8 protein-coding genes are annotated in these 12,861 nt (G+C 74.4%); 2 read left to right on the top strand and 6 right to left on the bottom strand.

What is annotated here, in order from left to right; all coding sequences use genetic code 11:
• Positions 1-21: 21 nt before the first annotated feature.
• From ACZ6S8_RS02820 to ACZ6S8_RS02805, 4 genes are all read right to left on the bottom strand, one after another.
• Positions 22-2,028 carry an acyl-CoA dehydrogenase family protein gene (locus tag ACZ6S8_RS02820; RefSeq protein ID WP_469451763.1) on the bottom strand — a complete coding sequence of 669 codons (2,007 nt, stop codon included), beginning with the start codon at positions 2,026-2,028 and terminating at the stop codon, positions 22-24.
• Positions 2,029-2,182: 154 nt separating this feature from the next.
• Positions 2,183-3,628 carry an aldehyde dehydrogenase family protein gene (locus ACZ6S8_RS02815; RefSeq protein WP_469451761.1) on the bottom strand — a complete coding sequence of 482 codons (1,446 nt, stop codon included), beginning with the start codon at positions 3,626-3,628 and terminating at the stop codon, positions 2,183-2,185.
• Positions 3,629-3,772: 144 nt separating this feature from the next.
• On the bottom strand, positions 3,773-5,374 hold the full coding sequence (locus ACZ6S8_RS02810; RefSeq protein ID WP_469451759.1) for a PucR family transcriptional regulator: 1,602 nt from the start codon (positions 5,372-5,374) through the stop codon (positions 3,773-3,775).
• A 242-nt stretch (positions 5,375-5,616) separates the two neighbouring features.
• Entirely contained in the window at positions 5,617-7,716 is a 2,100-nt protein-coding gene (locus ACZ6S8_RS02805; RefSeq protein WP_469451757.1) for an ATP-binding protein, read from the bottom strand.
• 236 nt (positions 7,717-7,952) lie between these two features.
• Here ACZ6S8_RS02805 and gabT point away from each other — a divergent pair, with 236 nt between their 5' ends.
• Both gabT and ACZ6S8_RS02795 read left to right on the top strand, forming a co-directional pair.
• Positions 7,953-9,287, top strand: a complete 1,335-nt coding sequence (gabT, locus tag ACZ6S8_RS02800; RefSeq protein ID WP_267717535.1) for a 4-aminobutyrate--2-oxoglutarate transaminase — start codon at positions 7,953-7,955, stop codon at positions 9,285-9,287.
• A gap of 133 nt (positions 9,288-9,420) precedes the next feature.
• Positions 9,421-10,230 (top strand): phosphatase PAP2 family protein, encoded by an 810-nt coding sequence (locus tag ACZ6S8_RS02795; protein ID WP_469451755.1) that lies wholly within the window; start codon positions 9,421-9,423, stop codon positions 10,228-10,230.
• Here the strand turns inward: ACZ6S8_RS02795 and ACZ6S8_RS02790 are convergent.
• Positions 10,227-11,996 carry a chitinase gene (locus tag ACZ6S8_RS02790; RefSeq protein ID WP_469451905.1) on the bottom strand — a complete coding sequence of 590 codons (1,770 nt, stop codon included), beginning with the start codon at positions 11,994-11,996 and terminating at the stop codon, positions 10,227-10,229. The two genes, ACZ6S8_RS02795 and ACZ6S8_RS02790, sit on opposite strands and share 4 nt — an antisense overlap.
• A 124-nt stretch (positions 11,997-12,120) precedes the next feature.
• On the bottom strand, positions 12,121-12,792 hold the full coding sequence (locus ACZ6S8_RS02785) for a hypothetical protein (RefSeq protein WP_469451753.1): 672 nt from the start codon (positions 12,790-12,792) through the stop codon (positions 12,121-12,123).
• Positions 12,793-12,861 lie beyond the last annotated feature (69 nt).

Raw genomic sequence — 12,861 nt, 5'->3', positions numbered from 1 at the left:
ACTGGCTTCGATGATCGCAGGTCAGCGCAGGGGGCGGTGCACGTTCTCCTTCTGTGAGGGGCCGGGGGTGGCGTCCGCGATCCAGGGGCCGTCGCCGGACGGGTCCAGGACGCCCTCCTCCAGCCAGGTGTAGGTGCCGGTGAGGACGCCCGCGACGACCTTGCGGTCGAGGTCGTCGGTGTTGGACCAGAGGCGGCCGAAGAGCTCCTCGACGCGCAGCCGGGACTGGTGGCAGAAGGCGTCGGCCAGCTGGTAGGCCTCGCGGCCGTGGTCGCCGGTGGCGCGCAGGTGCTCGGCGCGGACGCAGGCGGCGCTCATTGCGAAGAGTTCGGCGCCGATGTCGACGACGCGGCCGAGGAAGCCCTGTTTGGTCTCCATCCGGCCCTGCCAGCGGGACATGGCGTAGAAGGTGGCGCGGGCGAGTTTGCGGGCGCTGCGCTCGACGTGGCGCAGGTGGGTGGCGAGGTCGGGGTGGCCGCCGGGGTGGAAGGCGCGGTAGGTGCCGGGGACCTGGCCGGCGCCGGTCGCGAGCTTCGGGAGCCAGCGGGCGTAGAACCCGGCGGCGCGGGCGCCCGCCTTCGCCTTCTCGCCGAGGTCCTTCTCGGGGTCGATGAGGTCGCCGGCGACCGACAGGTGGGCGTCGACGGCCTCGCGGGCGATCAGCAGGTGCATGATCTCGGTGGAGCCCTCGAAGATCCGGTTGATGCGCAGGTCGCGGAGCATCTGCTCGGCGGGGACGGCGCGCTCGCCGCGGGCGGCGAGGGACTCGGCGGTCTCGAAGCCGCGGCCGCCGCGGATCTGGACCAGCTCGTCGGCCATCAGGCAGGCCATCTCGGAGCCGTAGAGCTTGGCGAGCGCAGCCTCGATGCGGATGTCGTTGCGGTCCTCGTCGGCCATCTGGGAGGCGAGGTCGACGACCGCTTCGAGGGCGAAGGTGGTGGCGGCGATGAAGGAGATCTTGGCTCCGACGGCCTCGTGCCGCGCGACCGGCCTCCCCCACTGCTCGCGGACGCCGGACCATTCCCGGGCGATCTTCAGGCACCACTTGCCGGCGCCGACGCACATGGCGGGCAGGGAGAGCCGGCCGGTGTTCAGGGTGGTCAGCGCGATCTTCAGGCCGGCGCCCTCGGCGCCGATGCGCTGGTCCGCGGGGACCCGGACCCGGTGGAAGCGGGTGACGCCGTTCTCCAGGCCGCGCAGGCCCATGAAGGCGTTGCGGTGCTCGACGGTGACGCCCGGGGAGTCTGCCTCGACCACGAAGGCGGTGATGCCGCCGCGGTGGCCCTCGGACGCCGGGACGCGGGCCATCACGACGAGGAGGTCCGCGACGACCCCGTTGGTGGTCCACAGCTTCACGCCGTCGAGGACGTACGCGTCGTCGCCGTCCGGCACCGCGGTGGTGGCCAGCCGAGCCGGGTCGGAGCCCACGTCGGGCTCGGTGAGGAGGAAGGCGCTGATGGCGGTGGTGGCGCAGCGCGGCAGGTAGCGGTCCTTCTGCTCCTGCGTGCCGAACATCTTGAGCGGCTGGGGCACGCCGATCGACTGGTGCGCGGAGAGCAGGGCCCCGATGGCCGGGCTGACCGAGCCGACGAGGGCGAGCGCCTTGTTGTAGTAGACCTGGGTGAGGCCGAGGCCGCCGTACTCGGTGCCGATCTTCATCCCGAGGGCGCCGAGCTCCGCCAGGCCGCGCACCGTCTCGTCGGGGATCTTCGCCTCGCGCTCGATCCGGGCCGCGAGTCCGTCGGCGAGCGCCGTCTCGCAGAACTCCCGCAGCCGGGCCAGGAAGGCCTCGCCGCGCCGGACGTCCTCGTCGGCGGGGAGCGGGTGGGGGTGGATCAGGTCGAGCCGGAAGCGTCCGAGGAAGAGTTCCTTGGCGAAGCTGGGCTTGCGCCAGTCCTGTTCCCGGGCCGCCTCCGCGACCTTCCGTGCCTCGCGCTCGGTGACCTTGGGCCCGGTGCCGGACCGTGTGCCGGGGACCGCGCCCGGGTCTGCGCCCGGTTGGGTGTCGCTGGGGGGTGTTGCGGACATGAGGGGACTCACCTCGCCGCCGGAGTCGGGGTGGCCGGGACGTGCCGGCCGGTGCTACCAGTGAGTCGTACCCCGTGGGAGCGGGCGGGAAAAGGAAGACGGCCGGAGCCCCCGCACAGTGGGCTCCGGCCGTCGGCTCTTTGGCCGTACGGGATCAGATGTCGAGGCCGGTCAGGACCAGGACTCGCTCGTACGTGTAGTCGTCCATCGCGTAGCGCACGCCCTCGCGGCCCACGCCGGACTGCTTGACGCCGCCGTACGGCATCTGGTCGGCGCGGTAGGACGGCGCGTCGCCGATGATCACACCGCCCACCTCCAGCTCGCGGTGGGCGCGGAAGGCGACCTGGACGTCACGGGTGAAGACACCGGCCTGCAGGCCGAACTTCGAGTCGTTGACGGCGGCGAAGGCCTCGTCGGTGTTCTCGACCTTCCGGAGCGTCAGCACCGGTCCGAAGACCTCCTCGGTGGCGAGCTTGACGCCTGCCGGGACGTCCGCGAGGACGGTCGGCGCGTACGAGGCGCCGTCGCGCTCGCCGCCGGCGAGCAGCTTCGCCCCGGCGGACACGGCCTCGTCGACCCAGGCCTCGACGCGCTTGGCGGCGTCCTCGGAGACGAGCGGGCCGACGTCGGTGGCGGAGTCGGACGGGTCGCCGGTGACCTGCGCCCGGACGGTGGCGACGACCTTCTCGACGAGCCGGTCGTAGACGGAGGCGTCCGCGATCACGCGCTGCACGGAGATGCAGGACTGGCCGGCCTGGTAGTTCGAGAAGGTCGCGATGCGGGTCGCGGCCCAGTCGAGGTCGGCCTCGGAGGACCAGTCGGCGAGGACCACGGCCGCGGCGTTGCCGCCGAGCTCCAGGGTGCAGTGCTTGTGGGGCACCGACTGCTGGATGGCGTAGCCGACGGTGTCGGAGCCGGTGAAGGAGATGACGGGCAGGCGCTCGTCCTTCACCAGGGCCGGCATCTTGTCGTTGGCGACCGGCAGGACCGACCAGGAGCCGGCCGGGAGGTCGGTCTCGGCGAGCAGCTCGCCCAGGATCAGCCCGGAGAGCGGGGTGGCCGGGGCGGGCTTGAGGATGATCGGCGCGCCGACGGCGATGGCCGGGGCCACCTTGTGCGCGCACAGGTTCAGCGGGAAGTTGAACGGCGCGATGCCGAGGACCGGACCCTTGACGAAGCGGCGGGTCAGGGCGAGACGGCCGACGCCGCCCGCGTCGGTGTCGAGGCGCTGGGCGTCTCCGCCGTTGAAGCGGCGTGCCTCTTCGGCGGCGAAGCGGAACACGGACACCGCACGGCCGACCTCACCGCGGGCCCACTTGATGGGCTTGCCGTTCTCGGCGGAGATCAGCTGGGCGATCTCCTCGGTCCGCTCGGTGAGCCGCTTGGACACGTGGTCCAGGGCGGCGGCCCGTACGTGGGCGGGCGTCGCGGAGAACTCCGCCGTCACGGCGTACGCCGCGGCCACGGCCTCTTCGACCTGCGCGTCGGTCGGCACGCTGACGGAGGCGACGAGGCGGCCGTCCCACGGGGAGTGGACGTCGAAGCTGTCCTCGCCGGTGGCCAGGCGGCCGGCGAGCCAGAAGGCGTGGGTGGAAGTCATGCGAATCCCGGCCCTTCGGAGTGTGCGGTGGGGTCCTGTCCCCACCACCGTAGGACCCCGCCGCGGATTCGGCGTTTATCCGGGGTGGAGCGCCGCGGCGCCCGGGTTCGCCGCTTTGTCACTGTCCGGGACGCGAACGGACCCCTACCGGGGCGGGCCGGGGGCGGCGGCCGGGGCGGACGTGGCCTTCAGGGCCAGCCACAGCTCCATGCGCACGTCCGGATCGTCCAGCGACCGGCCGAGGATCTCCTCCACCCGCTTCATCCGGTAGCGCAGGGTGTGCCGGTGCACGCCGAGGTCGGCGGCGGCCGCGTCCCACTGGCCGTGCCGGGAGAGCCAGGCCTGCAGCGAGGCCACCAGGTCGCCGCGACCGGTCGCGTCGTGCTCCCGCAGGGCGCGCAGGGTGCCGTCCGCGAAGGCCCGTACGGCGTCGTCGGCGAGCAGCGGCAGGACCGAGCCGGCCGCCATCTCCTCGTGCTCCACCAGCGGCCGGCCGCGCCGCCGGGCCACGGCGAGGGCTTGGTCGGCCTGGGTGAGGGCCGCCGCGACGCCGCCGGACCCGGCCGGCGCGGACAGGCCGACCACCAGCTCGTCCGGTTCCGGGCCGGTGGCGTCGCGGCCGCGCCGGGCCTCCAGGTTCTCCGCGTGCCCGAGGCACGCCTGTACGGCCGACCCCCCGTCGGCGGCCAGGACCACCAGCCGGCCCGGCTCCGGCACGACCAGCAGCGCCTCCCCCGTACGGGCGGCCGCCGACTCCACCGCGTCGGCCAGCAGCGCGAGCCCCTCCGGCTGGGCCGTGCCGGGCAGCGCCGGCTCGGCCGCGATCAGCCGGAACGGCGCCTCCAGCAGGGCCCCGTACAGGTCTCCGGCCACGGACCGGGCGTGCTCGGCCTCCCCGGCCAGCAGCATCCGCAGTACGGCGGCGCCGAGCCGGGACTCGGCGTCGTGCAGGGAGCGCGAGCGCTCGGTGGTGAGGGTGAGCAGCGCGACGGCGGAGTGGACGGCGTACCGCTCGGCGGTGCCGAGCGGGGCCCCGGTGCCGACGGCGAGGGCGCCCCGGGCCCGCCGGCCCGTGCCGAGCGACTGGAGCTCGACCCGGTCCTCGGAGCCGCCGACGACGGCGCTGGCCGGTGCGGGGCGCTCGCGCAGCCGTTCCACGTCGGGGGTGAGCCGGGCGGCGCGGCGGGCCGCCCAGTCGGGTGCGGCGGCGACCACCGCGCCCGAGGTGTCGTACAGCGCGGCCCAGCCGTGCACGTGCGCGGCCAGCCGCGCCAGCAGCTCGGCGGGCCCGTCGGCGGAGAGCGCGGCGCGGGTGAGCTCCCGCTGGGCCTCGAAGCCGGCGGTCACCGCCCGGTACTGGTCGGCGGCGAGGGCGGCGGAGACGGCCTTGCTGATGGCGAGGAACGGGGTCCGCCGGGGCACCTCCAGCAGCGGCATGTCCTCGGCCGCCGCGGCCTCGACCAGCGCCTCGGGGACGGCGTCGTAGTTGACGCCGACGGCGAAGCCGATGCCGACGACCCCGGCCGCGGAGAGGCGGCGTACGTAGCGGCCCATCTCCTGCGGGTCCTCCGCGTCCAGCTTCATCGCGGTGATCAGGAGCAGTTCCCCGCCCTCCATGTAGGGGACGGGGTCGGCGAGCTCGCTGACGTGGGCCCAGCGCACCGGGGTGTCGAGGCGCCCCTCCCCCGCCCGGACGCTGAGCTTGAGCGCCGAGTGCTGGACGAGCGAGGCGAGGGTGAGCGGCATCGGTTACCAGGGTCCTTGGCGGAGGGGGCGGCGGACGGCTGTGGCAGGGGGCGACGGACGGCTGCGGCGGAGAACGGCGGAAGCCGGCGGCGGGAGCGGGGGAAGCCGACGCGGGGAGCGGCGGAAGCCGGCGGACGATGCCGTTTTCGCCGGGTCGTACGAACGGCTCCCCTCGATTCTGCCACCCCGTACGGTTTCGCCGCCGCACGGTCCGGACGGGACCGGGGTCGCCGCCCGGCGCCTCAGGTCCCGTCCGCGAGCCGGACCAGCAGCGGGGCCGCCCGCTCGCCGCGCACGGAGGTCAGCGACAGCACCGCGTGCCCCGGCGGTACGGCGTGCGCCAGGTCGGAGGCCGACCAGCGCTCCCGCTCCACCTGGCGCACGGTCACGGCGTCCGTGGTGACGGCCTTGCCGGTGACGAGCTTGCGGAAGGCGTGCAGGGCGCGCGTGAGGGGCTGGTCTGCGAAGACCGTGCGGTGGGTGACGTCGCGCGCCTCCACCCATTCCGTGCCCCAGGCCTCGGCGAAGCGCTTGCCGTCCCAGGTGGTGACCCCGGAGAAGGCCATCCGGCAGCCGACCGCGCCGAGCAGCGGGGTGCGCAGCCCTTCCGGTACGTCGTCCAGCGTCCGCAGCGGCAGCAGCACCCCGGCGTGGGCGGAACGCAGCCGCTGTACGCCGCGCACGGTCTCCGGGGTCAGGGTGTGCGAGGCGTCGTCGAAGGCGAGGAACGCGAAGAGGGAGCGGTCGGTGCGGGCGGCCACGGCCGCGTTGAACTGGGCGAGCAGCAGCCGGGCCAGCATCCGGGAGGCGTCGGCGTGGGCCCGCTCGGGCAGGTCGACGCGGACGCGGATGGGGTGCTCCAGGGCGCGCAGCGAGAACGGCCGTCCGGTGCCGGTGGTGTCGAAGAAGCCGGCGAACGCGGGCCGGTCCAGCAGGGCCACCCGGTCGGCGAGGGCCGGACCGGGGTCGCCGGGCGCCCCGTGCTGGCGGCGGCGGGCGTCGAGTTCGCGGAGCATCGGCGCCCGGCCGGCCTCCTCCAGGCCGCGGCGCAGCGCGTCGACGCTCTCCGGCACCTGGTCGAGCAGCTCGCGAAGCTCCGGGACGGCGGGGAAGCGGCCGTGCACGGTGCGGAACGGCCCGAGGAGCTGGGCCAGGGCGGTGGCGGCGCGGCGCACGTCCATGCCGGGGACGTCGCCGACGAAGGCCTCGGCCAGCAGGGTGGCCGCCTCGTCGGGGTCGGTGGTGCCGCCGTAGAGGTCGAGGTCGTAGACGGAGGCGGGGTCGCCGACGCGGACGACGACGTCGTACGCGGCGTCGGGCCCGAGCTGCGCCCCGGTCGCGCCGACGGCGACGACGGCGGCCTGGCCGGCGAGCGCCTGGAGCGCGAGCGACTCGACGACGGGCCGCACCAGGCGGCCGGTCTTCCCGCTGCCGGAGGGGCCGACGGCGAGGACGGAGGTGCCGAGGACGTCGGGATCGAGGGCGAAGGCGGTGCCGCGGCGCGCGTACGGGTTGCGCACGCCGTCCTCGACGGTCCCGAGCAGCACCTGTCGGGCGAGCAGGTCGTGCCGGGCCGCCCGGACGGGCAGGTCCCGCGCCCCGGAGGGGTGCACGCAGGCGCCGGCGCCCTTGTCGCGCACGGCGTCGGCGAAGGCCCGCAGCCGGGATGGATCGACGCGCACGGAGTCCCAGGCGCGGCGGATCCGCGCGTAGTCCACGTCGTTCATCCGCCCGGCCCCGACCTCCCCCTCCAGCCGGTCGGCCACGTCCCCGAGCCCGGCCTCCCGCACCTGCGGCCAGCGCACGGGGTCGTTCTCGGATCCTGCCTCGACGCGGGCCGGCGGCGCCGGGCGGGCGGCCCGCGCGGCACGGCTCCCGAAGATCCGGCGGCCCAGTTCGGGCCAGCGGCCGAGGCGGCCGAAGCCGAAGAGGAGGGCCCCGGCGACGAGGGCGTACCAGACGTACGAGGCGACGACGGAAGCGTTGCCGCCGGCCCAGGAGTCGGGCGTGAACATGTACAGGGGCCACAGCCAGAACCCGCCGAGGTAGCCGTTCCACAGCAGCGACCACAGCAGCAGTCCCGCGAGGAGGGCGATCAGCGCACCGCTGACCAGCTGCCGGGTCGGAGTCACCTCCGGCTCCTCGGCGGCGCGCGGCACGTGCCCGTACGCCCACACGCCGGGGCCGTCGGAGCTCCGGGGGGTGCGCAGCCAGTCGGGGAGGGTGGGGCCGGGGGTGGGGGGTGGGGGGGCGGGGGCGTGGCGGGGTTTCGGGGGGGTGGCGGGTCTGGGGAGGCGGCCCGTGTGGGTGGTGCCTGCGTCGTGCGTGCCGTCGGTGTCCATGAACCCCTGCCCCCTGCCAGTGCCCTGCGCTGCGGCGCTCAATCTAGTGCCCCGCCCGCCCCCGGGGGTCGTACCGCGCAGTGATCCGAACGGCCCGGCCCCGACCACTCCTATGGCCGTCACGGACAACGACTCGCCCCCACCACTCCCGATCGGCGCATGCCTTCCCCCGCCCCCCGGGCCTAGCCTGCGGACAAAGACACACGTGCGTCCGAAAACACCCCCAGGAGCCCCCTATGACCGCTGTCCCGCAGGAGCGCCGCATCGTCACCGCGATCCCCGGCCCCAAGTCGCAGGAGCTGCAGGCCCGCCGTCTGTCGACGGTCGCCGGCGGCGTGGGCTCCGTGCTCCCCGTCTTCACGGCCCGCGCGGGTGGCGGCATCATCGAGGACGTCGACGGCAACCGCCTGATCGACTTCGGCTCCGGCATCGCCGTGACCTCCGTCGGCGCCTCCGCCGAGGCCGTCGTGCGCCGTGCCTCCGCGCAGCTCGCGGACTTCACGCACACCTGTTTCATGGTCACCCCGTACGAGGGCTACGTGGAGGTCTGCGAGGCCCTCGCCGAGCTCACTCCGGGTGACCACGCCAAGAAGTCGGCCCTGTTCAACTCCGGCGCCGAGGCCGTCGAGAACGCCGTCAAGATCGCCCGTTCGTACACCAAGCGCCAGGCCGTCGTCGTCTTCGACCACGGCTACCACGGCCGCACGAACCTGACGATGGCCCTGACGTCGAAGAACATGCCGTACAAGCAGGGCTTCGGTCCGTTCGCCCCCGAGGTCTACCGCGTCCCGGTCGCCTACGGCTACCGCTGGCCCACCGGCGCCGAGAACTGCGGCCCCGAGGCCGCCGCCCAGGCGATCGACCAGATCTCCAAGCAGATCGGCGCCGACAACGTCGCCGCGATCATCATCGAGCCGGTCCTCGGCGAGGGCGGCTTCATCGAGCCGGCCAAGGGCTTCCTGCCGGCGCTGGTGAAGTTCGCCAACGACAACGGCATCGTCTTCGTCGCCGACGAGATCCAGTCCGGCTTCTGCCGCACCGGCCAGTGGTTCGCGTGCGAGGACGAGGGCATCGTCCCCGACCTGATCACCACCGCCAAGGGCATCGCGGGCGGCCTGCCGCTCGCCGCCGTGACCGGCCGCGCCGAGATGATGGACTCCGTCCACGGCGGCGGCCTGGGCGGCACGTACGGCGGCAACCCGGTGGCGTGCGCCGGTGCGCTCGGTTCCATCGAGACCATGAAGGAGCTCGACCTCAACGCCGCGGCGAAGAAGATCGAGTCCCTCATGAAGACCCGCCTGACGGCCATGCAGGAGAAGTACGACATCATCGGCGACATCCGCGGCCGCGGCGCCATGATCGCGATCGAGCTCGTCAAGGACCCGGTCTCCAAGACCCCGTTCCCGGAGGCGGCCGGCGCGCTGGCCAAGGCGTGCCACGCCGAGGGCGTGCTCGTCCTCACCTGCGGCACGTACGGCAACGTGCTCCGCTTCCTGCCGCCGATCGTCATCGGCGAGGACCTGCTGAACGAGGGCCTGGACATCATCGAGGCCGCGTTCGCGGGCATCTGATCGAACGGTCGAACGCTCCGCTCGAGCACTACCGCCGGTAACGGTCGGACGCTGTGAAGAAGGTGTGGGGGGCCGATGGCGGGAACGCGTTCCTGCTGTCGGCCCCCCTTTCTCTGCCGTACGGTTTCTGCAGATGAGTGAGACACCCCGTTCCCGGGAAACCGGGGGCGACACCAGTACCGGGCTTCCCCAGCGCCGTACTGGGCATGCGTTCGCGCACACTCCTCACCGATCGGACGGCCGTTCGCCCCAAACCCCCCGGGGCGTCCGGCAACCCGGTCCGGGCGGCCGTCCCGGAACCATCCCCCCTGTTCCGGGACGGCCGGCCACCCTCCTCGCCGCGTTCTGCGGCCTGCTCTTCGCCCTCGCCACCTGGCAGGTACTGGTCGCGGGACCGCTGCTGGCGCCGGACCGCGCACTCAGCCGCGTCCTGGTGCGCACGGTCCCGGACTCCGTCACCGAACGCCTCTCGGACCTCGGCAACGTCCCCGTCGCCGTTCCCGTCCTCGCCCTGGCCATGGCGTACGCCGCCTGGCGCGGCCGGCGCCGCGCCGCCCTCGCGGCGGGCCTGGCGATGGCCCTCGTACCGGCCCTGGTCGTCCCGCTCAAGGCGTGGACCGGCCGCCCGGGCCCGCTGGAGCCCTGGGCCGCCGGGTACTACCCCTCGGGCCACACCGCGACCGCGTTCGTCGCCTACGCCGGGGCCGCCCTGCTCGTACGCCCGTACACCCGCCGCCCGTGGCCGGCGGTCGCGGCCCTGGTGCTCACCGGGGCGACCGCCGCCGGGCTGATCCTGCGGGGCTGGCACTGGCCGCTGGACGTCGTGGCGAGCCTCCTGCTGTGCACCCCGCTGCTCCTGGTGGTGCGCCGCGCGGCGGCGTCCGGACCGGGCGGCGGGGACGGGGTCCGCGCCGCCCGGCCCGATCCGGACGCGGCGCTCTAGCCGCCGAAGTACGCGTCGAAGTTGCGGCTGAACTCCCAGCCGCCGAAGCGGTCCCAGTTGATCGACCAGGTCATCAGGCCGCGCAGGGCGGGCCAGGTGCCGTGGGTCTGGTAGCTGCCGCAGTTCACCTTCCGCGTCAGGCAGTCCAGCGCCTTGTTCACCTCGGCGGGCGAGGTGTGGCCGTTGCCCGCGTTGGTCGTCGCGGGGAGACCGATGGCCACCTGCTCCGGGCGCAGCGCGGGGAAGACGCGGGCGGCGTTGCCCGCGACCGGGAAGCCGGTGAGCAGCATGTCGGTCATGGCGATGTGGAAGTCCGCGCCGCCCATGGAGTGGTACTGGTTGTCGAGGCCCATGATCGAGCCGGAGTTGTAGTCCTGGACGTGCAGCAGGGTCAGGTCGTCGCGCAGGGCGTGGATGACCGGGAGGTAGGCGCCGGCGCGCGGGTCCTGTCCGCCCCAGGGACCGGAGCCGTAGTACTGGTAGCCGAGCTGGACGAAGAAGGTCTCGGGGGCCATGGTCAGGACGAAGTCCGGGCCGTACCGGGCCTTGAGGGTCTTGACGGCGGAGATCAGGTTGACGATGACGGGGGTGGTCGGGGCGCGGAAGTCGGTGTCCCCCGTCGCCAGGGAGAGGGAGTGGCCCTCGAAGTCGATGTCGAGGCCGTTCAGCCCGTACTCGTCGATGATCTTGCCGACGGAGGTGACGAAGGCGTCGCGGGCGGCGGTGGTGGCGAGCTGGACCTGGCCGTTCTGGCCGCCGATGGAGATGAGGACCTTCTTGCCGGCGGCCTGCTTCGCCTTGATGGCCGCCTTGAACTCGGCCGGCGACTCGACGTTCGGGCACTCGGCGACCGGGCAGAGCTGGAAGCGGATGTCACCCGAGGTCACGGACGTCGGCTCGCCGAAGGCGAGGTTGATGACGTCCCAGGAGGCGGGGACGTCGGCCATCCGGACGTAGCCGGAGCCGTTGGCGAAGCTGGAGTGCAGGTAGCCGACCAGGGCGTGCGCGGGCAGCCCGGGGTTGCCCGGGTTGCCGCCGCCGGTGGTGGTCGCGGAGACGGGAGCGCTCTTCGCGGACTCGCCGGCCGCGTTCACGGCGCCGACCCGGAAGGTGTAGGTGGTGGACGCGGCGAGGCCGGTCACCACGGCGGAGGCCGCGGTGACGGTCAGGGGGGCGGCGCCGTCCCGGTAGACCTTGTACGAGGTGGCTCCGGCGGCCGCGGCCCAGGAGAGGGACACCGCGTCGGAGGAGGTGGCGGACGCCGTCAGGCCGGTGGGGGCGGCCGGGGGGCGGGGCTCTTCGGGGCCGGGGCCGCCGGGGTCGGGTCCGACCACCGTGACGTCGTCGGTGAGGTGGGCCGGCTGGCCGTACCAGCCGTGGGTCCAGACCGTGACGGAGGTCGTCGAAGGACCGGTGCGGAAGGTGGTCGCCAGCTGCTTCCACGCCCCCGCGCTCTGGGTCCAGGTGGACACGTCGGTGGTACCGGTCCCGGTCGCGCCGAGGTAGACGTACGCGCCCTGCACCCAGGCGCCGAGCGTGTACGTGGAGTCGGGCTTGACGGTGACGGTCTGGGCGCAGCGGGCCTGGTCCTGGCCCGCCGGGGTGGCCTTGAGGGCGGAACTGCCGCCGTGGACGGGGGAGGTGACGGCGGTTCCGCTGCCGGCGGAGCAGCTCCAGCCGTCGAGGCCGGACTCGAAGCCGCCGTTGCGGACGAGGTCGGCGTCGGCCGCCGCGGCCGGCGGGCCCGCGGCGAGGAAGCCGGCCACCGCCAGGGCGGCGGCGGTAAGGAGGGACGTGGCTCTGCGCACAACTGCCTCCGGGGCATGGGGGGATGGAGGGGGTCAGCGGCGCCCAAGATGGTCCAGACCAATGCCCTTGTCAATGCCCCCGTCACCTTTTGCGCCCCGCCTTCTCCTCGGCGGCGGCCCGGGCGGCGGCCGCGAAGGCCTCCCGGGCGGACCCGGGAGACCCGGCGGACCCGGCCGCGGTGGGGCCCGCGGGGCCCACCGCCCCCGTACGGCCCGTCCCCGTACGGCCCGTCCCCGAACCGCCCGTGCCCGCCGGTCCCGTCCCCGCCGGTCCCGCTCCGGCGCCGTGCGCGACGGTCGCGGCGGCCTCGTGCATCGCCAGCTCCAGCACGGCCGGGTCGGTGAGGGTGCCCAGCCCGTCCGGGAGCACCAGCCAGCGCACCCCGCCGGCCGCCCGGCCCGGGTACGGGACCACGATCCAGGTCCCGCGGCCGGCGCCCCGTACGCCGGTGCCGATCCAGCGGGACGCAGTGCCCGGGGGCACGAAGAAGCCCAGCCGCGGCATCGGCGAACCGCCGCGCCGCGCGGCGCCGAAGTCGGCGAGCACCGGGCCGGGCCGCTCCACGAGGAGCCCGAGCACGTCGAGGGTGGACTGCCCCAGCTCCGCGGGCAGGATCAGCACGTCCCAGCGCCGGCCGGCGGGCAGGAGGGCCGCCCCGAGGGGGTTGCGCTCCCACTCCCACCGGCAGAGCCCGGGATCCGGCGCCGCCGATACCAGCCATTCCACTGCCGTTTTGGCCCCCGGGATCGTCATCGCCCGGCCTCCGTTCCGTCTGGTGAAGGGTTCTCACCAGGAGAGAGCGGGGCCGGGCGCGGGTATGAC

This window comes from Streptomyces sp. NPDC048461 (assembly GCF_055587105.1).
Note: the sequence above shows the minus strand (reverse complement) of the source record. Positions and strands in the feature narration are given on the sequence as shown.

Excerpts from the sequence above, each read along its gene's own strand:
- ACZ6S8_RS02820 (WP_469451763.1), bottom strand. The coding sequence starts at position 2,028 with ATGTCCGCAACACCCCCCAGCGACACCCAACCGGGCGCAGACCCGGGC.
- ACZ6S8_RS02805 (WP_469451757.1), bottom strand. The coding sequence starts at position 7,716 with ATGGACACCGACGGCACGCACGACGCAGGCACCACCCACACGGGCCGC.
- ACZ6S8_RS02795 (WP_469451755.1), top strand. The coding sequence starts at position 9,421 with ATGAGTGAGACACCCCGTTCCCGGGAAACCGGGGGCGACACCAGTACC.
- ACZ6S8_RS02785 (WP_469451753.1), bottom strand. The coding sequence starts at position 12,792 with ATGACGATCCCGGGGGCCAAAACGGCAGTGGAATGGCTGGTATCGGCG.
- gabT (WP_267717535.1), top strand. The coding sequence starts at position 7,953 with ATGACCGCTGTCCCGCAGGAGCGCCGCATCGTCACCGCGATCCCCGGC.
- ACZ6S8_RS02810 (WP_469451759.1), bottom strand. The coding sequence starts at position 5,374 with ATGCCGCTCACCCTCGCCTCGCTCGTCCAGCACTCGGCGCTCAAGCTC.
- ACZ6S8_RS02815 (WP_469451761.1), bottom strand. The coding sequence starts at position 3,628 with ATGACTTCCACCCACGCCTTCTGGCTCGCCGGCCGCCTGGCCACCGGC.